The following is a 25,689-nucleotide window of genomic DNA, read 5'->3' as shown; positions in this document are numbered from 1 at the left end:
CGGCCTCGGCCTGAGCGCGTGCCGTGAACTTCCCGAGTGGCGGCTGAGGGTGCCGGGGGAGGGGTGGTCGGCCCGGTCGGCGGTGTCACGAGGGGCGGGCCGGCCGCCGGTTGCGGACCCGGCGACCGGCCCTGGAGAGGGGGCGCGTGGCCCCGGCTCGTGGTGGATCCCCGTTGGACCGAGGGGGGATCAGAAGGGGTTGGTACAGGTGGTGACGCGCTGGGTCACGTCCAGCAGCGGGCCGCCGGTCGCGCAGACGATGGTGAGGTCGCTGGTGACCACCCGCGGCGTGACGGCCTTGGCGAACCCGGCCTGCACGGTGGTCGCGGAGGCGGCGGTCACCCAGGGTCCGCCCCAGGTGCGCTGCGTCCGCACCTCGACCTGAACCAGCGTCAGGTGCGCGGGGTCGGCCGCCGAGACCTGCGCGACCCCGACGACGCCCCCTCCGCCGTCCTTCTCCTGCCAGACGCACGGGTGGTTGGCCACGGCGGTGCAGGCCACCGCCCCGGTTTCGTCCGTCACCGTCGCCGCCGAGGCCGGGGCGGCCAGCCCTGCCGTGATCCCTGCCACCGTGACCATCAGGGCTGCGATTTGAGCGCGCATGATATGAACCTCCTTGGAAAGTAAGGGAATCTCACTCTGTGGGATGAGTCTTGCATAAATCATGGGCATGACATATGTGCGTTGCATCACACTCAAGGTGACCGTTCAACCACATGCAGCGACCAATTGGTGTGATGTTCAGCGGCCCGGCGAACGCCGTTCAGGGAGCCGGTGACAGCACCGTTCGCCAGCCCGCCGTCCACCCGGCAGCGCCTGCCCGACCGGCAACTCCTGCCCGCCGCCACCGCGTTCACTCGTACGAGTGGCGCAGCGGCGCGAGGCCGTTCGGGCCGCTAGGGTCGACCCGACCCATGGAGGTGGCTGCGTGGACACGGTCATCGTGCAACTGCCCGAACCCCGCCCGGGAGCCGCGCTCCGCGGCCGGCCCGAACTGCTGCGGATGGGCCCGGGGGAGGCCGCGGTCTTCGGCCGCGGCGAGCCCGGCCGGCCCGCCGTCATTCCCCTCGCCGACCAGGGCGTCTCCCGCCGTGCGGGGGAGGTCGTCGCCGCCGAGGACTACTGGCGGCTCTCCAACTTCAGCACCTCCGCGACGTACGTGGTGGAGAACCTGGAGGGCGCCGGCGAGCACGTCAAGGTGGCGCCCGGGCGGATCGGCGCGCCGGTGCCGTTCGAGTTCTCCCGGGTCCTGCTGCCGGCCCTCGGCGAACCGGCCGCCTTCAAGGTGTTCGCACCGCAACACGCCTACCTGGAGGCCGGGTCCGGGACCGGCGGCGGCGAGCGGACGGTCAGTCCGTTCGCCCTGGACCCGACCGCCAAGTACTTCCTCGTCCTGCTCGCCCTCTGCGAGCCGCGACTGCGCTCGCCGTCCGCCGCCGTCGTCCCCGGCGCCACCGACGTGGTGGCCCGGCTGCGCGCCCTGCCGTCCTGCCGGGGGCTGACCCGATCCGCCGTCAACTACCACATCGACTACCTGGTGGCCACCAAACTGCGGCTGCGCGAGGCGCCCGAGGACGACCCCGGGGCCGCCCGGGCCGGTGGAAAAAGGGAGGAACTCGTGGCACTGGCACTGAAGTTCGACCTCGTCCGGGAGGAGCATCTGGCGCTGCTCCCGCCCCGGCGCGGCTGCTGACCCCGTGGTGAGGCCCACCACCCGGTCCGACGAACCGCCGTTCGGCATCCCGCCCGGCTACCCCGTGGCCGGCTACCGCACCGGCGAACTCATCGGCGCGGGCGCCTGGGGCAGCGTCCACGCCGCCCGCGCGCCGGGCGGCCGCCCCGACGCCGCCGTCAAGTTCCTCCGCCCCGCCCGGCTCAGCCCGGGCCAGCGCCGGACCATGGCGCAGATAGCCCGCAGCGAGATGAGCTTCAGCCGCCGCGCCGACCACCCCAACCTGATCCGCACCCTCGCCGTGGTCACCATCGACGACCCCGCGCACCCCGGCCTCGACGGGGCCGTCGCCCTGGTGATGGAACGCGCCGCCCACAGCCTCCAGGACGTCCTCGCCACCGCCCGCCCGGGCCTGCCCGTCCCCGGCGCCGAGCGCGTCCTCGCCGACGTCTGCGCCGGCCTCACCCATATGCACACCGCAGGCTGGGTGCACGGCGACCTCAAACCCGCCAACATCCTGCTGATGCCCGACGGCACCGCCAAGCTCGCCGACTTCGGCCTCACCGCCGAACTGGAGGGCACCCACGCCTACGCCCCGCCACTCGGCTCGCCCGACCACGTGCCACCCGAGTGGTGGTCCCAGCGCACCGGCGCCCGCGGTGTCGCGCTGCGCCCGAGCGCCGACATCTGGGCCTTCGGGGTCATCGCCCACCAACTGCTCACCGGCGGCCTGCACCCCTTCCTCGGCGCCACCGCCCGGGCCCGCTCGCTCGCCGCCCAGGCGTACGCGCGCGGCGCGGCGCCGCTGCGGCTGGACGAGACGTTGCGCGAGCCGTGGCGGGCGGCCGTCACCGCCTGCCTCACCCCCGACCGGGCGGCACGGGCGCGGGTCGACCTCGCCGCCCTGCTCGCCGGTCCGCAGACCCGCCCGCCGGCCGCGCGCCGCCGGCCCGGCCTGCGAACCGGGGCGGGCCTGCTCTCCGCCGCCGCCGTCCTGGCCCTCACCGGCGCCCCCGAGCCGGCCGCACCGGACCTCCGCGCGCCGCCGCCCCCGCCGCGCGGCGCGATCCCGGCCGGCTCCGACGTCCCCGAGGCGCTCCGCGGCCCGATCGGGGACGCCGCCCGGCGCTGCCCCGAGCCCGAGATCACCCCGGTCCTGCTGGCCGCGATGATCAAGGGGGAGAGCGGCTTCGACCCGAAGGCCGCCCGCCCCGGGACCAACGAGTACGGCATCGCGATGTGGACGCCCGCGGTGTTCAACGCCTGGGCGCAGGACGGCGACCACGACGGCGTCAAGGACTACATGGACCCGGCCGACGCGATCGCCTCGATGGGCAACTACGTCTGCTGGCTGGACCAGCAGATAAAGCGCCGGGGCTTCACCACCGACCTGCCCGCCCTGGTCACGGCGGCCTACCGGACCAGCGACAAGACCGTGGCCGACGCGGGCGGCGTACCCGACCGGGTGAAGGCGCATGTGACGAAGGTGCTGGCGTACCTCGCCGAGTACGGCGGCTGAGCGGCCCGGGCGGCCGGGCCGTGCCACGGGCCCCGACGGCGGCTCAGCACGGCCCTCTGCGCGGCCCCGTGCGGCTCTTTGCGCGGCCCCGCGTGTCTCCGCGCGCCCCTGCCGTGACCCCGTGGCGGCCCGACACCGGCCGGGCCGCCACGGCGCCGTTGCCCGGCGACGGGGGGTCCGGTCTGGGATGCTCGGCCGCATGATCACGAAGCTCCGTGCAGTCACCGCGCAATGGACCGTCGTCGTTCCGGTGCTCTCCTTCGTCGCCCTCGTCCTGACCTGGCACCGCGACCTGCCCGGATGGGTGGTCGGCGTGGTGGCCTGCTTCCTCGCCGGCGCCGTGCTCGCCGCCGTGCACCACGCCGAGGTGATCGCCCACCGGGTGGGGGAGCCGTTCGGCTCCCTGGTGCTGGCGGTCGCCGTGACGGTCATCGAGGTGGCGCTGATCGTCACGCTGATGGCCGACGGCGGCGACAAGGCCGCCACCCTGGCCAGGGACACCGTGTTCGCCGCCGTGATGATCACCTGCAACGGCATCCTCGGCCTCTCCCTCCTGGTCGCCGCCGTCAAGTACCGGGTCGCGGTGTTCAACGCCGAGGGCACCGGCGCGGCGCTCGCCGGCATCGGCACCCTCGCCACGCTCAGCCTGGTGCTGCCGACCTTCACCACCAGCTCGCCGGGCCCGCAGTTCTCCTCCACCCAGCTGGTGTTCGCGGCGACCGCCTCGCTGGTGCTGTACGGGCTGTTCGTCGCCACCCTGACGGTCCGGCACCGGGACTACTTCCTGCCCGTCAGCGCCGAGGGCGCGGTCCTCGACGAGGAGGACCACGCCGACCCGCCGACCGCCCGGGCGGCGGCGATCAGCCTGCTGCTGCTGGCGCTCGGGCTGGTCGCGGTGGTCGGCCTGGCCAAGGGCGTCTCGCCGACCATCGAGTCCGCCGTCTACTCGGCCGGGCTGCCGTCCTCGGTGGTCGGTGTGGTGATCGCCCTGCTGGTGCTGCTGCCGGAGACCATCGCGGCGCTGCGCGCGGCCCTGCGCAACCGGGTGCAGACCAGCCTCAACCTGGCGCTCGGTTCGGCGCTGGCGAGCATCGGGCTGACCATCCCCGCGGTCGCGGTGGCCTCCGCCTGGCTCCCCGGACCACTGGTGCTGGGCCTCGGCCCGGCGCACCTGGTGCTGCTCACGCTCACCGTCGCGGTGGGCACGCTGACCATCATCCCGAACCGCGCCACCCCGCTCCAGGGCGGGGTGCACCTGGCGGTGCTGGCGGCGTACGTGGTGCTCGCGGTCAACCCCTGAGCCGCGCGCGCCTCCTGTGGCTCCCACGCCGCCGCGTGCGCCGCCTACCGCACCACCCCCTGCGCCCCGGTGGCCGGTAATGACCGGTCCTCGGGGCGGGTCAGCGTGTCGGGGCGCGGCACGGCCGTCGCTGTCCCTATCGTCTGAGACCGCTGAGTCCACAGCCGACCAGACCCGTGGGAGTGCGCGATGCCCGGCCCAGAGCAGCAGTTGTCCGGTAACGGCGGCGTCGGCCGCGCGGAGGACGGCGCGGACGTGATCGTGGTCGGCGCGGGCCCGGCGGGCTCCACCACCGCGTACCACCTGGCCCGGACCGGGCTCGACGTGCTGCTGCTGGAGAAGTCGGCCTTCCCCCGCGAGAAGGTCTGCGGGGACGGTCTGACGCCGCGCGTCGTCAAGCAGTTGACCGATCTCGGCATCGACGTCTCCGAGGAGGCCGGCTGGCTGCACAACCGCGGGCTGCGCCTGGTCTCCGGGCGGCGCCGGCTGGAGCTGGACTGGCCGGAGCTGTCGGCCTTCCCGGGGCACGGACTGGTCCGGCGGCGGGCCGACTTCGACGAACTGCTCGCCCGCCGCGCCGCCTCGGCCGGCGCCCGGCTGATCGAACGGGCCTCCGTGGCGGGCCCGTTGCTGGACGAGCGGACCGGCCGGATCATCGGGGTGACGGCCCGCCTCGGCGAGGAGCGGCGGCCCGTCTCCTACCACGCGCCCCTGGTGGTCGCCGCCGACGGCAACTCGACCCGGCTGTCGCTCGCGATGAAGCGCTACCGCCGCACCGACCGGGCGATGGGCGTCGCCTACCGGACGTACTTCACCACCCCCCGGCACGAGGACCGTTACCTGGAGGCCTGGCTGGACCTGCGCGACCCCAGGGACCCGGCCCGCCGCCTGCTGCCCGGCTACGCCTGGGTGTTCGGGATGGGCGACGGTACCGCCAACGTCGGCCTGGGCGTGCTGGACACGGGCGCCGTGGCCCGCGAGCTGGACTGGCGGGACCTGCTCCGGCGCTGGTGCGCCGAGCTGCCCCCCGAGTACGGCTACACCCCCGACGGCGTCACCGAGCCCGTCCGCGGCTCCGCCCTCCCGATGGGCCTCAACCGCCAACCCCACTACGCCGAAGGCCTGTTGCTGGTCGGCGACGCGGGCGGCACGGTCAGCCCGGCGACCGGCGAGGGCATCGCGTACGCGATGGAGTCCGGCCGCTACGCCGCCGAGACGATCGTCCAGGCGCTGGCCCGGCGCACCGACCGCGGCCGTGAACTCGCCCTGCGCGCCTACCCGCAGGCCCTGCGCTCCGCCTACGACGGCTACTTCGCGCTCGGCCGGGTCGTCGCCGACGTGCTGGGCCGCCCCCGGCTGCTCGGCGCGGCCGGTGCGCTCGGCCTCGGCCACCCGGCCCTGCTGAAGGTGGCCTTCCGGCTGATGGTCAACCTGACCGAGCCCAACTCCAGGGACGCCCTCGACCGGCTGCTGCACGCGCTCGGCAGGATCGCGCCCAGCAGTCGGTGACGGCGGACTTGCGTTCGAACGGGGCGCGCGCCCCGCGTGCGACCTTTCAGTTTCCACGCCCTGATGCAGTCCCGCACGCCGGTTGGCCGAAATCGGAGAATTCGACAGCCATATGGATCAGTCGTATTGACGAAGGATCATCTGATCCGATTGCCTAGGTGTCAGCTCGGACACGGAGGGTGACCAGCCGTCCTTCGATCCGCTCCCACGCTGATACGACGTCACTATGACGCCTTTACGACGGAGACATCGTGCGCCTTCGCCTTCGCCTGCTCGTCGCGCCGCTCGCCGCGGTCGTCGCCCTCCTCGCCCCGGGCGTCCCGGCGTCCGCTGCCGCGGCCGGCGCCACCCCGTCCAACGAGTGCTCGGCCGCCGACCACCACGGCGACCCGCGCCTCGGCCCCGAGGACCTGCCGACCACCGGCCCGGTCGGCCGCGAGCTGATCGGCTACAAGCGCACCGGCAACCTCTCCGAGGACAAGTTCCTCGCCACCTACTACAGCCCCACCGCCAACAACGGCAGCCCGGGCTGGATCTACCCGCCGGCCAACGGCTACGTCACGCTGCCCGACGGCACGCCGATCGAGTTCGAGCTCACCCTCTACCCGAACCAGAACATCGACCGCTACGGCAGCGAGTACGGCTCCTTCCTCGCCCCGGAGGGCCTGCCCTACGCCACCCGCTCGATCCCGCCGCAGAGCCTCGACAGCAACCCGGCGGCCACCTGCAACTACCACGACTACAAGGTGCTGAAGCCGTTCAAGGTGCACGCCGGCCCGATCGCCCCCTGGTTCGGCCAGCCCGGCTACGGCCTGCAGTACCAGCTCGACGCCGCCCTGGTGCCGGGCGGCCCGGCCAGGCTGAACGTGCTCTGGCTGGTCGACAACGGCTACCTCGCCCGGATCTGACGGGCTCCGCACCCGCGCCCGGTGGCGGCACGGCCTCACGGCCTGCCGCCACCGGGCGCCGCCGTCACCGCCCCGCGGGTGTCGCGCCGGGCGGTGAAAAACCGGTGGTGCGGGGGCTCGGGGCGGGGTAGGAAGGACGGATGAACCCCGTGGAAACCACCGCCGACCACCGTCCCTTCGCCCCGGCCACGCTGGACCTGGGCGACCTCCTGCTGCGCCCGTGGAGCCGGGAGACGGACATCCCGGGCGGTGCGGTGGCCGGTGTGATCGCCGCGGCGGCCGATCCCGCGATAGCCCTGTGGAACCCGATCCGCGCCGCCGACCGGGCCGGGGCCGAGGCGTACCTCGACCGCTGGGCGACCGGCTGGGCGAACGGCACCACGGCCGCGTTCGCCGTCACCGACACCGCCGGCGGCGAACTGCTGGGCAATGTCGCCCTGCGGTGGATCGACCGCGCGGACGGGCTGGCGATGATCGGCTACTGGCTGCTGCCGGGCGCCCGGGGCCGCGGCGTCGCCACCCGGGCCACCCGGGCCGTCACCAGCTGGGGCATCACCACGGCCGGCACCCGCCGGACAGAGATCGCCCACGCGGTGGGGAACGAGGAGTCCTGCCGGGTCGCCGAGCGCTGCGGCTACCCCGCCGAGGGCATTCTGCGCGCCTCCCACCGCTTCGGCGACGGCGAGTACCACGCCGAGCACCTGCACGCCCGGCTCGCCACCGACCCCGAGCCGGCCGCCCTGCCGGTCCGGTGACCGCCCGGCCCGGGCGGTGTGGTGCCGGGAGCGTCCGCGCCGGGCGCGGGCCGGGGGTAGGGGCCTAACCTGGAAGGGCGCGCCGGTGCGTGGTGCGGGAGCGGGGCCCGCGCGGGACGGAACGGGAACGGTGGGCCATGACGGTCATCTCGGCAGCACTCTTCGGAACCGACTGGGGTGACGCGCTGCCCGGTTCCGCCGAGCTGCTGCACGAGTGCGCCGCCCGTGGCTGGACGGTGGTGCTGACCGGGCCGGGCCCGGCCAGGGCGCCCGCCCTGACCGTGACCGACCCGGGCCGCGACCCGGTTCGCGCCGCCCTCGACCTGGTGGACGGCTCGCCGTCGCACGCCGTCTACCTGGCCGGGAGCGTGCGCGAAGTGCGGGCGGCGCGGCAGGCCGGGGTGACGTGCGTCGCGGTGGAGACCGGTGGTGACGGCGGTCCCGAGCTGCGGGCGGCCGGCGCGGCCGAGGTGCACCGCGACGCCGCCGCCCTGCTCCGGGTGCTGGACGACAGCCTGCTGGCCCGCCCCAGGGCCTTCGGTCCGACGGCGGCTCCCGCCGCACCGGCCGGCCGGAGCGGTTAACGCACCACCGCACCGGGCAACCGCCCGGGTGTGAGGACGTCACCGGAAGTGTCGGAGGTGACCGAGATGGACGGACCCGCGTTGAGCGGACGGGAACGCCGGCTCCTCGAGGAGATCGAGTGCGACCTCCGCCAGGACACCCGTCTGGACCGGCGGTTGAGCACGATGGGCGCCAAGCAGTCCGGCCGCTTCCGGGGCGTGCTGCACGGCGCGCCGCACCGGGTGCCGCCGGCTGTGCTGCTGACCGCCCTGGTGATGTCGGCGATCTGCCTCAGCATCGGTGTGCGGACGCCGACCGTGCCGGTGCTGACGGCCCTCGGGGTGGTGTGGGCGGCGTCGGTGGCCGTCGCGGCCGCCGCGGCGGTGCTGCTGCGCCGTCGCACCGCGAGCCGTGACCGGCGCGAGGACGACGCGTACGGCCGGAGCGCCGGGCCCGGCGAGCGCCCGGAGCCCCCCGAACGCCGTCCCTGGGACCAACCGGAGGCGTGATGACCACCGACCTGTGGGAGTACCGTCCGGGCTCCCATCACGCTGCCGATCTGAGCCTGGCGGGCTACGAGGTGGAGGCGACCGACGGCCTGCTCGGCCGGGTGGAGAGCGATGCCGCCGACCACCTGCTGGTGGACACCGGGCCCTGGGTGCCCGGCGCCCGGGTGCTCGTCCCGGTCGGGCTGGTGTCCCGGATCGACCACCTGGAACTGGTGGTCCACCTCGACTGCCCGCGCGCCCGGGTCCGCTCCGCCCCGCCGCCCTCGGCCGTCGAGCTGACCGCCCGCGGCCGCTCCGCGCTGGCCGAGCACTACACGGGGTGAACCCCGATGCCCCTGGTCACCCTCACCGGCCGGACGGTCGCCTTCCTGGTCGCGCCGAAAGGCGTCGAGCAGGTCGAACTGACCTCCCCCTGGCAGGCCGTGGCCGAGGCCGGAGGCACGCCGAGGCTGGTCTCCACCAAGCCCGGGCGGGTCCAGGCGTTCCGGCACCTGGACCGCGGCGACACCTTCCCGGTGGACGAGGTCGCCGCCGAGGCGGACCTCGTCCGCTACGACGGTCTCGTCCTGCCCGGCGGGGTCGCCAACCCCGACATCCTGCGGATGGATCCGGCCGCCGTCGCCTTCGTCCGCGCCTTCTGCGCGTCCGGCCGGCCGGTCGCGGTGATCTGCCACGGCCCGTGGACGCTGGTGGAGGCGGACGCCGTGCGCGGGCGGACGCTGACCTCCTGGCCGAGCATCCGGACCGATCTGGTCAACGCGGGCGCCCGGTGGGTGGACGAGGAGGTCCACGTCTGCCGGGCGGGCCCGGGTGTCCTGGTCTCCAGCCGCAAGCCGGCCGACCTCCCGGTGTTCAACGACACCCTGGTCACCGAGTTCGCGCACGCCGGCAGGGCCCGAAGACATTAGGCGTCCTCAGTCGCCCCGGAGCCGGACGAAGGCCGCCGTCGGCGGACGCCCGGGGGTGACGGTGACCTCGGCCCGCAGTGCCGCGGTCAGCGGCAGGATGCTCCCGTGGTCCGGGTCGCGCACCGGTGGGCCCAGCCGGCCGGCCGCCGCCTCCGTGACCCGGTGGGCCTGCACCGGGGTCAGCCGCGGGGCGGAGAGCAGGACCCGGCCGTCGTCGAGTTCCAGGACCAGCGCGAGCGGCCGGGCGGGCGTTCCCACGACGGCGCGCACCGTCGCGTCGACGGTGTCACCGCGCCGGTACTTCACCCAGAGCCGGCCGGCGCCGCGGGCACGGTAGCCGGAGCCGGCGGCCTTGCAGACCAGGCCCTCCACACCGGTGTCGGCCAGCCGCTCCATCCAGCTCATCGCCTCCGCCCGGTCGGTGGTCGCCAGCACCGGCTGGACCGGCGGCGGTACGTCGGCGAGCGCCGCGAGCAGCAGCCGGCGCCGGTCGGTGAGCGGCAGCCGCCGCACGTCGCGCCCGGGCAGGGCGAGGACGTCGAAGGCGATCAGGCCGAGGGCCACGTCGCCGGCCGTCCGGTCCTGCCGGGTGCGGAGCAGTTCCTCGAAGGCGAACCGGCCGTCGTGCCAGGCGACCAGCTCCGCGTCCAGCACCAGCCCGGCGGGCAGCCGGGCGACGGCGGCGGCGATCGAGGGGAAGTCGGGCGCGAGATCCCGCCCGGAGCGGGACTGGAGGTACGGCGGGCGCCGGCCGCGCGCGAAGGCCACACAGCGGAAGCCGTCCAGCTTGAGCTCGTACAGCACACCCCCGCCGCCCAGCCCGTCCTGCGGCGGGACGGCCGGCACGGCGGCCGGGCGCATCACCTCCACCGGCGGCTCCAGGACGACGGGACCGGCGGGCCGGGCGGCGCGAGCCCCGGCGGCCGCCGGGGCAGTGGGGGCCGTGCCAGCAGGGGGAGCCAGGGCAGGGGGAGCCGCCGACCGGGCGGCCGGCGGCAGCGGACGGGCTCGTGCCGGGTCGAGCAGCGGCGCGAGGAGATCCCCGTGCTCGGCCAGCCGCCCCGGCACCTCCGCGATGGTGAACACCAGCTCCTCCGCCGACCGTGCCCGCGCGAGCTCCGCCCAGGAGAGCGGTGCGGAGACCGTCGGGCGGGCCCGGGCCCGGACGGTGTAGGGCGCGGCGGTGGTCTTCCTGGCGGCGTTCTGCGACCAGTCCACCAGCACCCGCCCGGTGCGCCGGGCCTTCGCCATGGTGTGCACCACCAGGTCCGGACGCTCCGCCTCCAGCGCGGCGGCCAGCTGCCTGGCGTACCCGGAGACCCGTGCGCTCGGCGTCGGTTCCAGCGGCACCATCAGGTGCAGCCCCTTGGACCCGGAGGTCTTCACCCAGGCGTCGAGCCCGTCCGCCGCCAGCCGTTCACGCAGTAGCCCCGCCACCGTCCGGCAGGTCAGCACGGAGGCGCCCTCGCCCGGGTCGAGGTCCAGGACCAGCCGGTCGGCGAGCCCGGGCGCGGCGGCGTGCCACTGCGGCACGTGCAGCTCCAGACAGCCGAGGTTCGCCGCCCAGAGCAGGGCGGCGCCGTCGTCCAGGACCACCTGCCGAAGGTCTCCGCCGTCGCTCGGCACCTCCACCGTGCGCACCCAGCGCGGGGTCCCGGCGGGCGGGTTCCTGGCGATGAACACCTCGCCCTCCACCCCGTCCGGGCAGCGCAGGAAGGAGACCGGACGGTCGCGCAGGTGCGGCAGCAGAGCGGTGTGCACGGCCGCGTAGTAGCGCAGTACCTCGCCCTTGAGCGTGCCCGTCCGCGGGTAGTACACCTTGTCGAGGTGCGAGAGCGCGAGGGTGCGCCCGTCCACCACCATCTGCGGCATGGCCGCCTCCGAGCCTCCGCCGGGCCTCCGTTGCCAGTCTGCCCGGCGGGTCCCTACGGCGCGAGCAGGGCCCGGGCGGTCCGGACCAGTTCCTCGTCGGCCGCCGGGTCGCGCTCGCCCGCGATGCCGGAGCGGAACAGCGCCGCGCCCTCGACGAGCATCACGAACACCTGCGCCCGGGCCCGCCGCACCGGCTCCGGCAGCTCGGGCCGGCGCGCCGCGAGGAACGCCGCGACCTGGTCCCGGTACTCGGCGTAGAAGGCCCGGACGGCGCCCGCCACCGCCTCGTCGCGGGCCGCCAGCGCCCACAGTTCGGCGAACAGCCGGACCAGCCGGGCGTCGTCCTGCTCGGCCAGCAGCGCCCGGACCAGCTGGGCCTCCTCGGCCGGCTGTCCGAGCAGCGGCGCCAGCCGTTCCGCCGACCGTCCGAGCACCCGCTCCAGCACGGCGGCGACCAGCGCCGCGTACGTCGGGAAGTAGTACTGCAGATGCCCGAGCCGGACGCCCGCCGCCGCCGCGACCGCCCGCATCGACAGCTCGGTGCCGCCCGCGGTGGCCAGCAACTCCTCGGCCGCGTCCAGCAGTTGCGCCCGACGCTGTTCGCCCTTGCCGCTCACGCGGCGGCCCCGGTCCGGCTGTCGGCGCCCGTCCGCGCGTCGGCGCGGACGGCGACGGTGACGCCGACCGCCGCGAGATCGGCCAGGACCTGGTCCGGCCGGGGCGTCTGCTCGGGGAACGCCACACCCACCGGCGGCGCGGCGCCGTCCGTGCCCAGGGCCCGGCGCAGGCCCAGCAGTGCGCCGACCGCCGTCAGATGGGCCTGCCCCGCGCGGTCCTCCACCACCGCGCTCAGCCCGTGTCCGCCGTGCCCGACGTCGATCCGCAGCCGGGCCACGCCGCCCGCGCCCGGTGAGTACAGCAGAGCGCGGCGGGCGGGCTCCCAGCGCTCGCCCCGGCCCCAGCGGAAGAGCCCGGCGTGCTTGGCGGCGAGCAGCGCCGTGGTACTGGCCCGGGAGCTGAAGCCGATCCTGGTGGCGGCCGTGGTGGTGCCGAGGGTGAGCGGGAGGGTGAACTGCTCGGGGGTGTCGATCCCGGCGACCCGGGTGGGGGAGTCGCCGATCCGGACGGTGCGCGGGCCGCTGAGCGGGGCCACCGAACGGCGGCGGCCGTCCCGCACCACCTCGTAGTCGAGGCCGAGCCGGTCCATGAACTCCACCGAGTCGGCGCCGGCCCGGTCCGCGAGGTCCCACCGGATGGCGGTCTCGACCCGGTCGGCCCCGCCGAGCCGCTCCGCCAGGGCGGCCGTGACCAGGCTGGTCACCCCGCCCATCCAGGCGGAGGAGAGCAGCACCGGCGCCGTCGGGCGCAGCAGTGCCGCCACGGTGGCGGCCCGTTGCAGCCGAGCCGTCCAGCGGGTCACGTCGACGTAGGGGACGCCGGACCGGACGGCTGCGCGCAGCACCCGGTCGTCGGGGTCGTTGACCACGCTCGCCACGGCGCGGACGGCGGCGGTGAAGGGCGTCGGGTCGGTGAGGTCCCAGCGCCGCACCTCGGTGCCGCCGAGCTCCTGCGCGAGTGCGGCCCCGCGCTGTTCCGAGCGGCCGGTCAGCAGCAGCGGCCAGTGGGAGGCGGCGAGCCGCGCCAGTTCCGTGCCGACGGTGCCGTAGCCGCCGACCAGGAGGACGGGGCCGTCGGCGTCGAAGGTCAGGTCGTCGTGGACGTCCGTGAGGAGGTTCATGCGACAAAAATAGGTCATCCGACCTAAAGGAGCCGTCAGTGCCGCCCGGACCCGACGCCCCGCTCTGCCCGGCCGCCTCGCCGGACCGGGGCGGGGCGGGGTGCCGGGGTGTCGGGCAGGGCGTGGGGGCCGACGCGCGTAGCGTCGGTGCTCGGGCTGTTGCCGCCCCACCGGCGGGCTTGCGAGGAGCGGGGTATGTGGCGCGACCTGGTGATCATTCAGATGCCGGTCATCGAGAAGATCATTCGCACGGTCGCGGTCTACGCCCTGCTCGTGCTGCTGTTCCGACTGGCCGGAAAACGCGGCCTCGCCGGCCTCAACACCTTCGACTTCGTGGTCATCTTCCTGCTGTCGAACGTCGTGCAGAACGCCGTCATCGGCGCGGACAACAGCCTCCTCGGCGGTGTGGTCGGGGCGGTGACCCTGGTCGCCGTCAACTCCGCGGTGACCCGCTGGCTGGCCGGCGATCCGAGGGCGGCACGGCTGCTGGAGGGGACCGCGACCACCGTCGTCCGGGACGGCGCCCTGGTGCCCGGGGCGGTACGGCGCCTGGCGCTGCGCCCCTCGGAGATCAAACACGCCGTCCGCATGCAGAACGGCGACACCATCAGCGATGTCCGCACCGGGCGGCTGGAGCCGGACGGACAGCTGGTCATCACGCTCAAGCCCGCGGAGCAGGGCGCCACCCGCGGTGACATCGCCGCGTTGCAGCGGCGGCTCACCGCGATCGAGGAGCTGCTGTCGGCCCTCGCCGAGCACAGGGCCGATCCCGACGGCCCGCGGCCGTCGGGATCCTGACCCGGGGGGAGGGACGACCGGACGCCCCTCAGGACACCTTCAGCCGTCGCGTCCCGGCGGCGCCGCCCTCGTCACGGGGCACGGCCGGCGGGTGGACGGCCTCCGGGAAGGCGGGCGGGCCGGCGGACGCGGCGACCTCGGGAGGCGGCGGCGCGTGATGCGCCGACCGCAGCCAGCGCGCCAGGGTGTGGACGAACCCCGGGCCGAGCGCCGCCACGTGGTGGAGCTGCTGGAGGTCGCCCCTGCCGAGCGGCACGCCGGCCTGGGTGAGAGCGGCCAGGACGGGATGGACGAGGGCCCAGTTCGTCCGGGCTGCGGGAGGGTGGCCGGTATGCGCGGGGTCTGTCACGGTGGGAACAACCCGCGCCGGCCTCCGCTGGTCACGCTCCGCCGCCGATGGACCCGGCCGGGCACGCCCGAAGGTGTGAACCTTCAGTCCGGGTCGCCGTCCGTGACCGAGGCGCGCAACCGGGCGACCACCGCGGCGGCCGCCTCCCGGGTCACCGGGTCCGGATCGCGCAGGCGCTCCCCCAGGAGCTCGATGGCGGCGCCGATCACCGCCGCCGGAAGGACGACCTCCCGGAGCGCGAGCATCTGCGCGGCCGCCCGTTGCCCGGCACTCTCCGGGCCCTGCGGGGGAATCACGGCTGACCTCGTCGTCGAGGAACGGTCGCTCCCGTTGCTCATCGCGTACCTCCGTGTCGTTGTGCGGCCGGCCGTCGGCGGGCCGTGCGCGCCTGCGGGCCCCGCCGGGTCAGGACGGTGGCCTGCCGGCACCACCTGCACAACCGCTGTGGCCGCCGGTGGTTACGGCCGGGCCCGGCTGTAACCACCGGCGGTACCGAACCGGATTCCCGGGTAGGGCAGCATTCTTCGAGTAAGACCTGAGGAGGTTTTCTGATGCGGATCGGATTCTCCGTTCCCCAGTTCGGCGTCTTCGCCGACCCGGATCTCGTCGTCGAGTCCAGCCGGGCACTGGAGGCCATGGGATACGACAGCCTGTGGGTCGGTGACCGGATCCTCGGGCCGGTCGAGCCCAGCGACCCGTACCCGGGCGGTGATCCCATGCCCGAGGAGTTCGCCACCAACCTGGACCCGCTGCTCACACTGACCCTGGCCGCCACCGCCACCGAGCGGGTACGGCTGGGCAGCAGCACCCTCAACGCCCTCTGGCAGCCGCCCGTTCTGCTCGCCCGGACCCTGACCACCCTGGACCTGCTGAGCCACGGGCGCCTGGATGTCGGCATCGGCCTGGGCTGGCTGCGCGACGAGTACACCGCGGCCGGCGTGCCCTGGCAGGGCCGGGGCGCCCGCCTGGAGGAGACGCTCGACCTCCTGGAGGCCATCTGGACGTCGGACGTGGTGGCGCACCGGGGGGCGCTGTTCGACGTCCCGGCGTCCCGGATCCCCCGCAAGCCCGCGCAGCGGCCACGGCCGCCGATCCTGCTGGGCGGGTTCGGCCCGGCGGCGTTGGAACGGGTCGGACGCCGGGGTGACGGCTGGCTGGCGGCGGCGATGCCGCTGCCCCATCTGACCGGTCTCTGGGGCCTGGCCCTGCGGGCGGCCGAAGAGGCGGACCGGGATCCGGCCCGGCTGCGCATGGTCGTACGGGCGAATCCGACCATCACCGCGTCCCCGGCCGATCCGGCGCACACCCACAAGCGGGGGACGGTCCGTCAGGTCTGCGACTATCTGCGTTCCGCCGTCGAGGCGGGGGCGGACGAGGTCTTCGTCGACGCCCAGCTGACCACCTCCACGGCGGACGAACTCCTGGATCTCGCCCAGGAGTTCATCACGGTCCTGCGCAAGGGCTAGGGACGATTCCCGGGGCGGTGCCGACCGCCGCCCTGCCACCGCCCCGTGCCCGGGAAGCCCTGGGCGCGGGGCGGCGGTTTCCGGGGGCCGTCTTCACCCCCGGCCGGGAGCGCGGACGGCCGCCGGTCATCTGCGCGAGTGGCGGCCGAGGGACACGCCGCCGAAGACGAGCGCGACGACGAACAGCACGATGCCGATGATCATCAGCCAGAGCAGGCCCTTGACCAGGGCGCCGACGAAGCCGAAGACCACCGCGAGCAGCACGATGATCAGGAAGAGAATCATCGGGGACTCCTGTCGACGAGGGGACGGGGGAGGGGGAAGCCGGCCCGGCGCCCGGCGGCGCCCTCGGCCCTGTCGTCCGGCCTGCGTACGATCGCCTCTTCTCACGGTCCGTGGCCGGACCGGAAGCCGACCCGGTGCTCCCGCTCCTTCCGAGCCTTGTCGTCCCCCGGGCCGCCTGCAACCGGAGGGGTGGAAGCGGGGCCCCGGGCGCGCGTACGCCCGCGCGCCCGTCCGGTCAGCCCCGGCCGGCCGCCGGAGGCCGCGGGGCGCCCGGGTAGGTGCCGAAGGACCAGTGGTTGCCCTCCGGATCGGCGGCGGCGAAGTCGCGCGAGCCGTAGTCGGTCTCGTGCGGCCCGGTGGTGATGCGGGCGCCGGCCGCGACCGCACGCGCGTGCACGCCGTCCGGGTCGGCCGTGACCACGTACGCCGTGAAGCCGCCCGTCCGGCCGGGCCAGGGGTGGCTGCCGTCCGGGGTCTCCCGGTCGGAGCCCAGCATCACACCGCCGCCCTCGGGCCAGGCGAGTTCGGCGTGCGCGACGAACTCGCCCTCGCCGTACGTGACGACCTCCTGGAAGCCGAAGGCGTCGACCAGGAAGCGGATCAGGGCCCGGGCGTCGCGGGCGTGCAGGCTGGGCCAGACCTGCGGAGCGGGAGTCGGAGTGTCCATGGCTGCGTGCCTCCTCGGAGCGGGGTCGCCTGGGGCGGGCGGGTCCGACGACTCCCGCCAGGCGGGCGAATCGTCGGACCCGCCCTACTCAGGCCGGGGTGACGGCTCCCACTCTGCCGCCGCCGTGCCCACCCCGCCTTGGACGTTTCGGAACTTCGCCGCGTCCGGCCCCTCCGCGGCCAGCCAGGCGCTCGGCGCGCACCCGGCCAGCGCCCGGAACTCGCGGGCCAGATGGGCCTGGTCGAAGTAACCGCAGGAGACGGCCGGCTCCGCGAGCCGGGGCCGGGGCCCGGACGCGGCGAGCAGCCGGCGGGCCCGGTCGAAGCGGATCACCCGGGCGGCGGCCTTCGGCGTCAGCCCGGTCTCCTGGCGGAACCGGTCGCGCAGATGGCGGCTGCTCCACCCGGTCTCCCGCGCCAGCTCCGCCACCGGCAGCGTCCCGCCGCTGCGGCGGAGCGCCCGCCAGGCCCACCCGACCTCGGCCGGCACCCGTCCGGACGGGCGGGCGGCCCGCAGCAGCGCCCCGTCCAGCACGGCGAACCGCTCGGGCCAGCCGGCGGCGGTCCGCAGTTCCTCCTGGAGGCGCTCGCCGAACGGGCCGAGGACGTCCTCGGCCGGCAGGCTGATCCCGGCCAGCTCCCCGGCGGGCAGGCCGAACAGCGCCCGGGCGGCCAGCGGGTGGACGGCGAGCTGGACACCCGACTGGCGGCCGTCGTGGGTGATCAGCGCGGGGGAGGTGTGCAGCCCGCCGAGGAGGGTGGCGTAGACGGCGGGAGGCTGCGCGGGATCGGGGTGTCCGGCGATGGTGAGCGGCTCGTCCAGCGTGAGGATGAAGGTCAGGTACGGCGACGGCAGGCCCCGGTGCACGGCGGGCGCGATGCCGCGCCGGCGGTACCCGGAGTACCAGGCCACATACGGGCGCAGCGCCGTCGCGGGCCGGGCCCGCACGGCTTCGTCGACCACCTCGGCGAGATCCTGGGTCACGCCTCCAGTATCGGGCGGTGGGCTCGCGGGCCGCCAAAGTGTTGCTTATGGTGATCGCAGAGGTACACCGAGAGCTCGGGGGAGACCTGTGAAGGAGTCCCAGTGACCACTGCCCGAGACATCATGCACACCGGCGCCCAGTGCATCCGCGCCGACCAGACCCTCGCCGAAGCCGCCATGATGATGCGCGACATGCACGTCGGCGCCCTCCCGATCTGCGGCAACGACCAGAAGCTGAAGGGCATCATCACCGACCGCGACATCGTCGTCCGATGTATCGCGGAGGGCAAGGAACCGGCCGACATGACGGCCATGGAGCTGGCCGGGCACCTGCACTGTGTCCGTGCCGAGGACAGCATGGACGTGGTGCTGAAGAAGATGGAGCAGCACCAGATCCGCCGTATCCCGGTCATCGACGGGGAGCGCCTGGTCGGCATGATCAGTGAGGCTGACCTCGCCATGGGGCACCGCGAGGGACACCGGCTGACGGATCAGCAGATCATCGATTTCATGGACAGCGTCTACATGAAGCGGTAGTTCACCCGCCCGCCCAAGGCGGCCGGGAGCCCTCGCGCGGTGCTGCGCGAGGGCTCCCGGCCGTGGACGGCGGCACGGGCGTCGTCGTCACGCCGATGCCGGTGTGCCGACGGCCTCTGGTCATGCGGGGCGCGGCGGGAGGGGCAGGGGGAGCGCGGGGAGGCCGTCGATGCTGCTGCCGACGTACTCCTTGCCCTCGCAGTAGGTGTTGAACTCGTCCTCCGTCTTGCGGCCGAAGTACTGCTCGTGCAGGTCGCGGTCGGACCGGTAGTCCATCAGCGGGACGGCGAACCCGCAGGAGTCGCCGACCCGGTCGGCCCTCACCAGCACGATCGCACGCAGCCCGGAGCCGTCGGCGCCCTCGTCGAACCGGCCCAGCAGGCCGGCGAAGCGCGGGTCGTCGCGGAACACCGGCTCGCCCCGGCCGTGCACCCGCACCACGGTGGGCGGGCCGTCGAAGGCGCACCACATCAGGGTGATCCGGCCGTTCTCCCGCAGATGGGCGATGGTCTCGGCGGTCGAGCCGCCGAAGTCGAGGTAGGCGACGGTGAGTTCGTCGATCACGGCGAGGGTGCCGGACCGGCCCTTCGGTGAGACGTTGACGTGTCCGTCGGCGGCGAGCGGCGCGGTGGCGACGAAGTAGACGGGCTGACTTTCGATGAACTTCCGCAGTCGGCCGTCGATGCGTTCGTAAGTCTTTCCCATACGGATGATTGTGCCTCATCTCGCCTGCCAAGAAAACTGTTCTCACCTGTCGAGACAACGCCGCTGCCCTATGATAGGTCGTGCGCATGCCAATCGGTGGGCCGACCATGGGAGTTGCGATGGACCTGGAACACGGGGCGATGGATGCGGAGTGCGAGATGGCGTACGGCGCACCGGCGGAGCCGCTCCGTCCGTACGTCCTCGGCTACCGGGGTTACGACATGACGCTCCGTCAGCCCAGGCGCCGGCTGGAGGTGCCGACCGACGTCGTCACCTTGGCGATCGGCTTCGAGGGCGCCATGCGGCTGACCGACGCGGTGGCCGCGACACCGCCGGAGTCGTTCGGCTCGGTGGCCGCCGGGCTGCGCCGCACGGCGACGATCGCCGAGCACGGCGGCCGGCTCTACGGCCTCACGGTCTCGCTCACGCCCCAGGGCGCCTTCCACCTCCTCGGGCCGGCGGCAGGCGAGTTGGGCGGCCAGTGGGCCGACGCCGGGGAGGTGCTGGGCAAGTCGCTGCGCGGCCTGGCCGGCCGACTGGCGGAGGCCCCCGGCTGGGGCGCGCGGTTCGCGCTCCTCGACGCCTTCTTCGCGTCCCGGCTGGTGGACGGACGGCCGTGGGAGCCCTCCGTCGCCTGGGCCTGGCACGAACTGCGCCGCTCCCACGGGCTGGTGCCGGTCAGGGCGCTGGTGGAGGGCACCGGCTGGAGCCGCCGACGCCTCGAACTGCGCTTCCGCGAGCACCTCGGGGTGCCGCCGAAACAGGTCGCGAAGATCATCCGCCTGCAGCGGACGCTGACGGTGCTGGAGCGGCGACCGGACTGGGACGGCGCCCGGATCGCCTCGCAGTGCGGGTTCTACGACCAGTCGCACCTCGACCGCACCTTCCGGGGGATGGTGGGCTGCTCCCCACGCGAGTTCCTCGCCTCCCGCCGGGCGGCCGTCCCGCCCGAACCGACGGACCGCTTGGCGGGACGGGTGACCAGCGCCGTCCTGGCGGCGGGCCGGCCCCGCCACCACGCGGGCTGACCCCCGGGCTCGTTCTCCGCGGGGGCGTCGTGCGGCCCGCCGCTCCGAAACTGCGCATTCGTACAAGACGACGATTGCGACCGTCCGCCATGCTCGGAGCGACCGGCCGGTACGGGGGACCGGCCGGGCATACGGCAGACGGGCCCGGCGGTCGGCGGCTGAGAGCCGCGCCGGCGGCTCCTGCCCGGCGCTACGCGGCTTCGGGGCGCACTCCGCCCCTGGTGGACGAAGTCCACCAGGGGCGGCATGAGCGGGGTGAGCGAGGTCCAGGGGGCGGAATCGTCCGGTTCCCCGTGGACCCGTCCGCTCGTGTCAGCAGCCGGTCCGGGGCGGGCCGGACGGCGCCTGGAGGCTGAGCAGGCCGATGACGTGGCCGTCGTGGTCCACCACCGGCCACGCGTCCAGGCCCCGGGAGCGCATGGCGGCGGCCGCGACCGTGGCGGGCATGTCGGCGGTGGCGAACGGGGCGCGGTCGTGCACGATGTCGCGGACCGGGGTGCGTTCGGTGTACCAGGACCGGGCCTGGAACGGCGCGAGGTGCAGGCGGGTCAGCAGCCCGGCGCAGCGGCCCTCCTCGTCGCGGACCAGGGCGTGGTCGGCGCCGGAGCTCCGGAGGATGTCCATCGCCGTGTCGACCATGACATCGTCGCTGATCTGCAGCTCCGGGCGTGTCATGAGGTCGCCGACCGTGGCGGTGGCGGCGGTGGGGTGTTCGAGCGTGACGGTCATGGGCGTGGCTCCTTCGCGTCGGTCCCGCCGATGACGGCGGCGATCAGGGCACTGGCGGGGAGAGCGTTCGACGGGGCCGCGGGCTTCGGCGTCCGGCGTCCGTCCTGCGGTCGTCGCGGGCCCGGCCCGCCGCGCGGGCCGGGCAGGTGCGGCGTCCTACGCGGCGAGGGCGACGCGCCTCGGCGCCCGGCGGCGGGAGCCGGCCGCGCCCTGCGGGTTACGGCCGGTGCCGGCGCTGGTGCCGGTGCCGGCGGCGGGGCGGCTGCGGCGGCCGCGGTTGGCGGAGGCGCTGCGGCGGGGGCGTTCCACGACGGGGTCGGCGATCACGACCGGGATGCCGGTGGGGACGCGGGCGCCGGTGATGCGGGCGAGCTCCCCGTCGCTGGAGTGGACCCGGCTGGCGGTGGGGGTGATGCCCGCGGTGGCCATCATGCGGGCCGTTTCGCGGCGCTGGTTGGGCAGGACGAGAGTGACCACGGTGCCGGACTCGCCGGCCCGTGCGGTGCGGCCGCCGCGGTGCAGGTAGTCCTTGTGGTCGGCCGGCGGGTCGAGGTTGACGACCAGGTCCAGTCCGTCGATGTGGATGCCCCGGGCGGCGACGTTGGTGGCGATCAGCGCGGTGACCCGGCCGGAGCGGAACTGTTCGAGGGTGCGGGTGCGCTGGGGCTGGGACTTGCCGCCGTGCAGCGCGGCGGCCTTCACCCCGTTGGCGAGCAGGTCCTCGACCAGGCGGTCGGCGCCGTGCTTGGTGTCGATGAACATGATCACACCGCCCTCGCGGGAGGCGATGTGGGCGATCGTGGCGTTCTTGTCGTGGTTCTGCACATGGAGCACGTGGTGCTCCATGGTGCTGACCGTGGCGGCGGACGGGTCCACCGAGTGGGTGACGGGGTCGTTGAGGAAGCGGCGCACGAGCCGGTCGACGTTGCGGTCCAGGGTCGCGGAGAACAGCATCGTCTGACCGTCGGCGGCGACCTGGTCGAGCAGTTCGGTGACCTGCGGCAGGAAGCCCAGGTCGGCCATCTGGTCGGCCTCGTCGAGCACCGTGATGCCGACCTCGTCGAGTCGGCAGTCACCGCGCTGGATCAGGTCCTTGAGCCGGCCGGGGGTGGCGACGACGACCTCCGCGCCCCGGTTCAGCGCCTGGGCCTGGCGGCCGATCGACATCCCGCCGACCACGGTCGCCAGCCGCAGTCGCACCGAGTGGGCGTAGGGGGTGAGCGCCTCGGTGACCTGCTGGGCGAGCTCCCGGGTGGGGACGAGCACCAGGGCCAGCGGGCGGCGCGGCTCGGCGCGGCGGCCGGCCGTGCGGGCCAGCAGGGCGAGGCCGAACGCGATGGTCTTGCCGGAGCCCGTACGGCCTCGGCCGAGTACGTCGCGTCCGGCCAGCGAGTTGGGCAGCGTGGCGGCCTGGATCGGGAACGGCGAGGTAACGCCCTGGCGGGTCAGCGTCGAGAGCAGGGCCTTGGGCATGTCCAGCTCGCCGAAGGACTCGACGGCGGGCAGCGCCGGTGTGGTGCTGACCGGCATCGCGAACTCGCCCTGCGGCGATGAGCCCTGACGCCCGGTCGGGCCGGTGAAGCGCCGGCCGCCGCCCGAGCGGGACCGGGAGCCGCCGCCGGAGCGGGAGCCGGAGTTCTGGTGTGAGGAGCGACTGGAGCGGTTCATGCGGAAACCTTCCTCGGTGCGGCACGTCACGAGGAGGGCTCTGCGGCGCGGGTGCGGCAGAGATCGCAAGGAACGGGCCAGAAACTGTGACGAGCGGAGCGTGGACGGTGAAACCGTTGCGGCACGTCGCCTATGGTCGGCGCTCACCGGACGTGCGGAGTGCGGGAGCGAAGAACCTCGAACCGTGAGATGTCACGGCGGGGCGCCGATCCGGACGCGGCGCTGTGCGTCTCGCGTGGGGATGGCCGCCGGTGGCGGAGCCAGGGGGCCTGAGTGGCCGGGGACCGGTCGTGGCGCAATGCCGAGGGGCCCGCACCGGGCATGTACGCGGTGCGGGCCCCTCGCTGCTAGGCGGGTGCCATGGCAGAAAAACTACAGCGGACGAATGTTCTCGGCCTGCGGGCCCTTCTGGCCCTGCGTGACGTCGAACTCGACCTTCTGGCCCTCGAGCAGCTCACGGAAGCCGTTGGCGTTGATGTTCGAGTAGTGGGCGAAGACGTCGGGGCCGCCACCCTCCTGCTCGATGAAGCCGAAGCCCTTTTCCGCGTTGAACCACTTCACAGTGCCATTAGCCATAAAAAATTCTCCTTCAAGGGCTGTCCGAAGCCCGCACTGTGCGGACTTCGAGTCGCCGCGATGATGACCCGCCCGGAAAAAGAGCCGGGAAACAAAAATGCACCTGCGAATACATCAGCAGGCGCACACAAAGTTCATGGGAACCACTACTGCAACTAAGTCGACTGTAGCAGGCCACAGCTCGCCGCGGTGGAATTATTTTTCCCCGGTGTCGCCGGACGGCGACGCGCCGGGCAGCACCAGGGCCCGGGGGAGCCCCCCGAGGAGGCGCCGCGGCGGCTGCCTTTGCGTGAGTTTCGGCCGAGCCGCGGAGTGGGAAGTCGACGTGGCCGACTCCCCACTCCGCGTGGGCTGCGTCCTCGTGACCGGGTGGGGAGCCCGCCCGGTCACCCGGAGTCAGCGGAGGCCGAACGGGGCCTGTCTGGTCACTCACTCCCGGACCTGAAGATCATCGGAGCTGACCCCGGCCGCGTCGGCGCCGATGGGATGCGACAGGATCGCCGCCGGGGTGCGCGAACGCACCCCCCTGATGCTTCATCACCATCTGTAGGGGGACAGCTCGTGAAAAGGTTCCTACCGCTTGCCATGGCCGCGTTGCTCGGCGCGGCCGGCGGCGTGCTCGGCCTCGGATCCGGTGCCGCCACCGCCGCCCCGGCCGCCACCGCCCCGCCCGTGCTCAGGGTGATGCCGCTGGGCGACTCGATCACCCAGGGCTTCGGCAGCAGCGACTGGGGTGGCTACCGTGAGCCGCTGGCGGGCGACGTCGCCGCGCAGACCCGGTACACCGTGCACTTCGTCGGCTCCGGCTCGGACGGCCCGGCCACGTTCGGGGAGCGGAGCCACGAGGGGCACGGCGGCTGGCGGATCAACGACATCAGCGGCGGTGTCGACAGCTGGCTCGGCCTCCAGCGCCCGGACGTGGTCCTGCTGCACCTCGGGCTCAACGACCTGCAGAACAACGACGACCCGGCCCACGCCCCGGACCGTCTCAAGCAACTGCTCGACCGGATCTACACCGCCCGGCCGGGCATCACCGTCATTCTGCAGGGCCTGATACCGACCACCGCCTGCCCGGGCTGCCCGGCCGGCACCGCCCTGCCCGGCCTGATCCAGCAGTACAACTCCCGGATCAGCCAGTTCGAGCCGGCCCAGGCACAACTGGGCCGCCACTTCCGCTATGTGGACGCGCCCGCGCTGGATCCCACCACCGAGTTCGCGGGTGTCGGGGACCTGCACCCCAGGGACGCCGGCTACAAGCGGATGGCGGACGCCTTCTTCCCCGCACTCGACCAGGCCTTCAGCAGCGGCTGGCTGCCCGGCAACACCCCGGTGCCGGGCAGCGCACCCGAGGTGAGCAGCCATGTGCGCTGGGCGGACTTCGACGGTGACGGCCGGGCCGACTACCTCTACATCAACGACGACGGATCGGTGACCGCGTACCGGAACAACGGCGGCGACACGGCGGCCGGGCCGGGCTGGCAGAGCCTCGGCAAGATCGCCACGGGCGTGGGCAGCGAGGGGTGAACCCCCGGTCGTGAACGGCCTGTTCCCTGAGGTCCTCTTGGGGCATCGGGACGGGCGCACGGGCTCGCGGCGCGCCTGCCGGGCGCGCCGCGAGCCCCCGGGGGCAGAGGCGTCAGGGCCGGGCGGGGGCCGGCAGGCTACGGGAAGTGGGAGACTCCGGCGGTGTCGAGCTGGGATCCCAGGGCGTCGACGGTCTCCTGTGGGACGTCGTCGATGCCACCGGCGCCGGGCGTCTCGCTGAGCTGGTTGGACTGCTGGAACTTGACCAGGGCGGCCTGCGTGCCCGGCCCGAAGATGCCGTCGAGACCGTTCGGGTCGAAGCCGAGCTTCTCCAGGGCGGTCTGCACGCCGACCGCCAGGTTCAGCGGGACGGGGAAGTTCCCCGAGCGCATGTTGGCGTCGAGCTTCTGCGCGGGGTCGTAGGCGAGTTGGGTGAAGTCGCCCGAGGTCGAGGCCTTCCAGCCGGCCAGGGTGAAGAGCAGCCCGTCGAGCACGTTCCGCGGGACCACCCCGGGGTTGTCGGTGTCGGTCATATGGCTCTCCCGCGCCATGGTGAGCCAGTCCACGGGGCCGGCCGAGGCCGCGGCCTCGAAGTTCGGGAAGTGGAAGAGCGGCCCGAGCGCCCACACCATGCTGAACAGACCGAGCTGGCCCTCGGCGGGCCAGTTGTCCAGATCGCTGAACGCTGCCCGTCCCTTCACCTGGCTCTCGAAGTCGGCCAGCTTGCTCGTGATCAGCCCGTCGATCGCCGCGTCGTCGATCCGCAGCGTGGTGACCGCCTCCTTCTGCGGCAGCAGGGCGTGGGAGGTGCCGCTGGACTTGACCGTCTGGTACTCCTGCTCGATGTCGGCATGCGCGGCCGAAGCGCCGGAGTTCTTGTCGACCCAGTTCAGGGTGAAGGCATCGGGCAGCAGATGCGCGTTGCTCCCGAGGTTCGAGGGATCGTCGGCGTCGAGCAGGTTGCCCACCCCGGTGGACACCAGGCTCTTGATGTCGAGATACATGAAGTGCACGCGGCCTTCAAGCGGTTCGGTGAACGGAATGAAGGCGTCTTGGACGCTCTGCTGCATCGTGACTCCTACGGGAGGAAGCCCCCCTTCGTGCACGCCCGCCGCCCCC

At 74.1% G+C, this 25,689-nt stretch carries 29 protein-coding genes and 1 pseudogene; 15 read left to right on the top strand and 15 right to left on the bottom strand.

Annotation, left to right across the window (positions count from 1 at the left end):
* Positions 1–189 precede the first annotated feature (189 nt).
* On the bottom strand, positions 190–603 hold the full coding sequence (locus tag AB0P06_RS08820) for a hypothetical protein (RefSeq protein ID WP_363606167.1): 414 nt from the start codon (positions 601–603) through the stop codon (positions 190–192).
* Positions 604–928: 325 nt separating this feature from the next.
* Here AB0P06_RS08820 and AB0P06_RS08815 point away from each other — a divergent pair, with 325 nt between their 5' ends.
* The 10 genes from AB0P06_RS08815 (at position 929) to AB0P06_RS08770 (ending at position 9,644) form a co-directional block, all read left to right on the top strand.
* A complete protein-coding gene (locus AB0P06_RS08815; RefSeq protein ID WP_363606166.1) occupies positions 929–1,693 on the top strand; it encodes a serine/threonine protein kinase in 765 nt (254 codons plus the stop codon).
* A 4-nt stretch (positions 1,694–1,697) separates the two neighbouring features.
* Positions 1,698–3,191 carry a serine/threonine-protein kinase gene (locus tag AB0P06_RS08810; protein ID WP_363606165.1) on the top strand — a complete coding sequence of 498 codons (1,494 nt, stop codon included), beginning with the start codon at positions 1,698–1,700 and terminating at the stop codon, positions 3,189–3,191.
* 199 nt (positions 3,192–3,390) lie between these two features.
* On the top strand, positions 3,391–4,491 hold the full coding sequence (locus AB0P06_RS08805) for an ionic transporter y4hA (protein WP_363606164.1): 1,101 nt from the start codon (positions 3,391–3,393) through the stop codon (positions 4,489–4,491).
* Between the two features lie 189 nt (positions 4,492–4,680).
* A complete protein-coding gene (locus AB0P06_RS08800) occupies positions 4,681–6,000 on the top strand; it encodes a geranylgeranyl reductase family protein (RefSeq protein ID WP_363606163.1) in 1,320 nt (439 codons plus the stop codon).
* A 251-nt stretch (positions 6,001–6,251) separates the two neighbouring features.
* Positions 6,252–6,908, top strand: a complete 657-nt coding sequence (locus AB0P06_RS08795; protein ID WP_363606162.1) for a TNT domain-containing protein — start codon at positions 6,252–6,254, stop codon at positions 6,906–6,908.
* 140 nt (positions 6,909–7,048) lie between these two features.
* Positions 7,049–7,663 carry a GNAT family N-acetyltransferase gene (locus AB0P06_RS08790; RefSeq protein ID WP_363606160.1) on the top strand — a complete coding sequence of 205 codons (615 nt, stop codon included), beginning with the start codon at positions 7,049–7,051 and terminating at the stop codon, positions 7,661–7,663.
* A 137-nt stretch (positions 7,664–7,800) separates the two neighbouring features.
* A complete protein-coding gene (locus AB0P06_RS08785; protein ID WP_363606157.1) occupies positions 7,801–8,247 on the top strand; it encodes a hypothetical protein in 447 nt (148 codons plus the stop codon).
* 66 nt (positions 8,248–8,313) lie between these two features.
* Positions 8,314–8,736, top strand: a complete 423-nt coding sequence (locus AB0P06_RS08780) for a hypothetical protein (protein WP_363606155.1) — start codon at positions 8,314–8,316, stop codon at positions 8,734–8,736.
* Positions 8,736–9,059, top strand: a complete 324-nt coding sequence (locus AB0P06_RS08775; protein ID WP_363606154.1) for a PRC-barrel domain containing protein — start codon at positions 8,736–8,738, stop codon at positions 9,057–9,059. The genes AB0P06_RS08780 and AB0P06_RS08775 overlap by 1 nt, the downstream gene beginning before the upstream one ends.
* Positions 9,060–9,065: 6 nt before the next feature.
* Entirely contained in the window at positions 9,066–9,644 is a 579-nt protein-coding gene (locus tag AB0P06_RS08770) for a type 1 glutamine amidotransferase domain-containing protein (protein WP_363606153.1), read from the top strand.
* A gap of 6 nt (positions 9,645–9,650) precedes the next feature.
* Here AB0P06_RS08770 and AB0P06_RS08765 read toward each other — a convergent pair whose 3' ends face one another.
* The 4 genes and pseudogenes from AB0P06_RS08765 to AB0P06_RS08750 form a co-directional block, all read right to left on the bottom strand.
* Positions 9,651–10,505 (bottom strand): DNA ligase, encoded by an 855-nt coding sequence (locus tag AB0P06_RS08765; protein ID WP_363606321.1) that lies wholly within the window; start codon positions 10,503–10,505, stop codon positions 9,651–9,653.
* A gap of 132 nt (positions 10,506–10,637) precedes the next feature.
* Positions 10,638–11,516 (bottom strand): annotated as a pseudogene (gene ligD / locus AB0P06_RS08760) (non-homologous end-joining DNA ligase); the annotation flags it as partial.
* A 53-nt stretch (positions 11,517–11,569) separates the two neighbouring features.
* Positions 11,570–12,133 carry a TetR family transcriptional regulator gene (locus AB0P06_RS08755; RefSeq protein ID WP_363606152.1) on the bottom strand — a complete coding sequence of 188 codons (564 nt, stop codon included), beginning with the start codon at positions 12,131–12,133 and terminating at the stop codon, positions 11,570–11,572.
* Positions 12,130–13,254 (bottom strand): saccharopine dehydrogenase, encoded by a 1,125-nt coding sequence (locus AB0P06_RS08750; protein ID WP_363606151.1) that lies wholly within the window; start codon positions 13,252–13,254, stop codon positions 12,130–12,132. The genes AB0P06_RS08755 and AB0P06_RS08750 overlap by 4 nt, the downstream gene beginning before the upstream one ends.
* Positions 13,255–13,449: 195 nt before the next feature.
* On the opposite strand from AB0P06_RS08750, the gene AB0P06_RS08745 reads away from it, so the two are divergent.
* Positions 13,450–14,052: a YetF domain-containing protein gene (locus AB0P06_RS08745; RefSeq protein ID WP_363606149.1), complete on the top strand. Its 603-nt coding sequence runs from the start codon at positions 13,450–13,452 to the stop codon at positions 14,050–14,052.
* A gap of 28 nt (positions 14,053–14,080) precedes the next feature.
* Here AB0P06_RS08745 and AB0P06_RS08740 read toward each other — a convergent pair whose 3' ends face one another.
* Together AB0P06_RS08740 and AB0P06_RS08735 are read right to left on the bottom strand one after the other, a co-directional pair.
* Positions 14,081–14,401: a hypothetical protein gene (locus AB0P06_RS08740; protein WP_363606148.1), complete on the bottom strand. Its 321-nt coding sequence runs from the start codon at positions 14,399–14,401 to the stop codon at positions 14,081–14,083.
* 83 nt (positions 14,402–14,484) lie between these two features.
* Positions 14,485–14,739, bottom strand: coding sequence for a hypothetical protein (locus AB0P06_RS08735; protein WP_363606146.1), 255 nt, complete (start codon positions 14,737–14,739; stop codon positions 14,485–14,487).
* A 213-nt stretch (positions 14,740–14,952) separates the two neighbouring features.
* On the opposite strand from AB0P06_RS08735, the gene AB0P06_RS08730 reads away from it, so the two are divergent.
* Positions 14,953–15,867: a TIGR03619 family F420-dependent LLM class oxidoreductase gene (locus AB0P06_RS08730; protein WP_363606145.1), complete on the top strand. Its 915-nt coding sequence runs from the start codon at positions 14,953–14,955 to the stop codon at positions 15,865–15,867.
* Positions 15,868–15,993: 126 nt separating this feature from the next.
* Here AB0P06_RS08730 and AB0P06_RS08725 read toward each other — a convergent pair whose 3' ends face one another.
* The 3 genes from AB0P06_RS08725 to AB0P06_RS08715 form a co-directional block, all read right to left on the bottom strand.
* Entirely contained in the window at positions 15,994–16,152 is a 159-nt protein-coding gene (locus tag AB0P06_RS08725) for a hypothetical protein (RefSeq protein WP_363606144.1), read from the bottom strand.
* Positions 16,153–16,387: 235 nt separating this feature from the next.
* Complete coding sequence (locus AB0P06_RS08720; protein ID WP_363606143.1) at positions 16,388–16,819, bottom strand: VOC family protein; 432 nt, start codon at positions 16,817–16,819, stop codon at positions 16,388–16,390.
* A gap of 84 nt (positions 16,820–16,903) precedes the next feature.
* Entirely contained in the window at positions 16,904–17,803 is a 900-nt protein-coding gene (locus tag AB0P06_RS08715) for a helix-turn-helix domain-containing protein (RefSeq protein WP_363606141.1), read from the bottom strand.
* Between the two features lie 102 nt (positions 17,804–17,905).
* Between AB0P06_RS08715 and AB0P06_RS08710 the strand changes: the two genes are divergently transcribed.
* Positions 17,906–18,340, top strand: coding sequence for a CBS domain-containing protein (locus tag AB0P06_RS08710; RefSeq protein ID WP_363606140.1), 435 nt, complete (start codon positions 17,906–17,908; stop codon positions 18,338–18,340).
* A gap of 120 nt (positions 18,341–18,460) precedes the next feature.
* Here AB0P06_RS08710 and AB0P06_RS08705 read toward each other — a convergent pair whose 3' ends face one another.
* A complete protein-coding gene (locus tag AB0P06_RS08705; protein ID WP_363606139.1) occupies positions 18,461–19,045 on the bottom strand; it encodes a pyridoxamine 5'-phosphate oxidase family protein in 585 nt (194 codons plus the stop codon).
* Positions 19,046–19,164: 119 nt separating this feature from the next.
* Here AB0P06_RS08705 and AB0P06_RS08700 point away from each other — a divergent pair, with 119 nt between their 5' ends.
* Positions 19,165–20,073, top strand: coding sequence for a helix-turn-helix domain-containing protein (locus AB0P06_RS08700; RefSeq protein WP_363606137.1), 909 nt, complete (start codon positions 19,165–19,167; stop codon positions 20,071–20,073).
* 312 nt (positions 20,074–20,385) lie between these two features.
* Here the strand turns inward: AB0P06_RS08700 and AB0P06_RS08695 are convergent, their stop codons facing one another.
* From AB0P06_RS08695 to AB0P06_RS08685, 3 genes are all read right to left on the bottom strand, one after another.
* Positions 20,386–20,802: a CBS domain-containing protein gene (locus tag AB0P06_RS08695; protein WP_363606136.1), complete on the bottom strand. Its 417-nt coding sequence runs from the start codon at positions 20,800–20,802 to the stop codon at positions 20,386–20,388.
* Positions 20,803–20,958: 156 nt separating this feature from the next.
* Positions 20,959–22,470, bottom strand: a complete 1,512-nt coding sequence (locus AB0P06_RS08690) for a DEAD/DEAH box helicase (RefSeq protein WP_363606135.1) — start codon at positions 22,468–22,470, stop codon at positions 20,959–20,961.
* Positions 22,471–22,842: 372 nt separating this feature from the next.
* Complete coding sequence (locus AB0P06_RS08685; RefSeq protein WP_030918248.1) at positions 22,843–23,046, bottom strand: cold-shock protein; 204 nt, start codon at positions 23,044–23,046, stop codon at positions 22,843–22,845.
* Positions 23,047–23,631: 585 nt separating this feature from the next.
* Between AB0P06_RS08685 and AB0P06_RS08680 the strand changes: the two genes are divergently transcribed.
* Positions 23,632–24,570 carry a GDSL-type esterase/lipase family protein gene (locus AB0P06_RS08680; RefSeq protein ID WP_363606133.1) on the top strand — a complete coding sequence of 313 codons (939 nt, stop codon included), beginning with the start codon at positions 23,632–23,634 and terminating at the stop codon, positions 24,568–24,570.
* A gap of 137 nt (positions 24,571–24,707) precedes the next feature.
* Here AB0P06_RS08680 and AB0P06_RS08675 read toward each other — a convergent pair whose 3' ends face one another.
* The gene (locus tag AB0P06_RS08675; protein ID WP_363606132.1) at positions 24,708–25,640 is read right to left on the bottom strand and encodes a peptidoglycan-binding protein; all 933 of its coding nucleotides are present in this window, start codon (positions 25,638–25,640) and stop codon (positions 24,708–24,710) included.
* Between the last annotated feature and the right edge of the window lie 49 nt (positions 25,641–25,689).

It is taken from the genome of Kitasatospora sp. NPDC088351 (assembly GCF_040685575.1).
Taxonomy (GTDB): domain Bacteria; phylum Actinomycetota; class Actinomycetes; order Streptomycetales; family Streptomycetaceae; genus Kitasatospora.
This window is presented reverse-complemented; position numbering and strand designations above follow the sequence as displayed.

Coding starts and splice junctions, on each gene's coding strand:
- AB0P06_RS08800 (WP_363606163.1), top strand. CDS start 4,681: ATGCCCGGCCCAGAGCAGCAGTTGTCCGGTAACGGCGGCGTCGGCCGC.
- AB0P06_RS08705 (WP_363606139.1), bottom strand. CDS start 19,045: ATGGGAAAGACTTACGAACGCATCGACGGCCGACTGCGGAAGTTCATC.
- AB0P06_RS08685 (WP_030918248.1), bottom strand. CDS start 23,046: ATGGCTAATGGCACTGTGAAGTGGTTCAACGCGGAAAAGGGCTTCGGC.
- AB0P06_RS08680 (WP_363606133.1), top strand. CDS start 23,632: ATGGCCGCGTTGCTCGGCGCGGCCGGCGGCGTGCTCGGCCTCGGATCC.
- AB0P06_RS08765 (WP_363606321.1), bottom strand. CDS start 10,505: ATGCGCCCGGCCGCCGTGCCGGCCGTCCCGCCGCAGGACGGGCTGGGC.
- AB0P06_RS08750 (WP_363606151.1), bottom strand. CDS start 13,254: ATGAACCTCCTCACGGACGTCCACGACGACCTGACCTTCGACGCCGAC.
- AB0P06_RS08695 (WP_363606136.1), bottom strand. CDS start 20,802: ATGACCGTCACGCTCGAACACCCCACCGCCGCCACCGCCACGGTCGGC.
- AB0P06_RS08775 (WP_363606154.1), top strand. CDS start 8,736: ATGACCACCGACCTGTGGGAGTACCGTCCGGGCTCCCATCACGCTGCC.
- AB0P06_RS08700 (WP_363606137.1), top strand. CDS start 19,165: ATGGACCTGGAACACGGGGCGATGGATGCGGAGTGCGAGATGGCGTAC.
- AB0P06_RS08725 (WP_363606144.1), bottom strand. CDS start 16,152: ATGATTCTCTTCCTGATCATCGTGCTGCTCGCGGTGGTCTTCGGCTTC.
- AB0P06_RS08805 (WP_363606164.1), top strand. CDS start 3,391: ATGATCACGAAGCTCCGTGCAGTCACCGCGCAATGGACCGTCGTCGTT.
- AB0P06_RS08770 (WP_363606153.1), top strand. CDS start 9,066: ATGCCCCTGGTCACCCTCACCGGCCGGACGGTCGCCTTCCTGGTCGCG.
- AB0P06_RS08745 (WP_363606149.1), top strand. CDS start 13,450: ATGTGGCGCGACCTGGTGATCATTCAGATGCCGGTCATCGAGAAGATC.
- AB0P06_RS08790 (WP_363606160.1), top strand. CDS start 7,049: ATGAACCCCGTGGAAACCACCGCCGACCACCGTCCCTTCGCCCCGGCC.
- AB0P06_RS08735 (WP_363606146.1), bottom strand. CDS start 14,739: ATGAGCAACGGGAGCGACCGTTCCTCGACGACGAGGTCAGCCGTGATT.
- AB0P06_RS08720 (WP_363606143.1), bottom strand. CDS start 16,819: ATGGACACTCCGACTCCCGCTCCGCAGGTCTGGCCCAGCCTGCACGCC.
- AB0P06_RS08690 (WP_363606135.1), bottom strand. CDS start 22,470: ATGAACCGCTCCAGTCGCTCCTCACACCAGAACTCCGGCTCCCGCTCC.
- AB0P06_RS08675 (WP_363606132.1), bottom strand. CDS start 25,640: ATGCAGCAGAGCGTCCAAGACGCCTTCATTCCGTTCACCGAACCGCTT.
- AB0P06_RS08820 (WP_363606167.1), bottom strand. CDS start 603: ATGCGCGCTCAAATCGCAGCCCTGATGGTCACGGTGGCAGGGATCACG.
- AB0P06_RS08730 (WP_363606145.1), top strand. CDS start 14,953: ATGCGGATCGGATTCTCCGTTCCCCAGTTCGGCGTCTTCGCCGACCCG.
- AB0P06_RS08785 (WP_363606157.1), top strand. CDS start 7,801: ATGACGGTCATCTCGGCAGCACTCTTCGGAACCGACTGGGGTGACGCG.
- AB0P06_RS08780 (WP_363606155.1), top strand. CDS start 8,314: ATGGACGGACCCGCGTTGAGCGGACGGGAACGCCGGCTCCTCGAGGAG.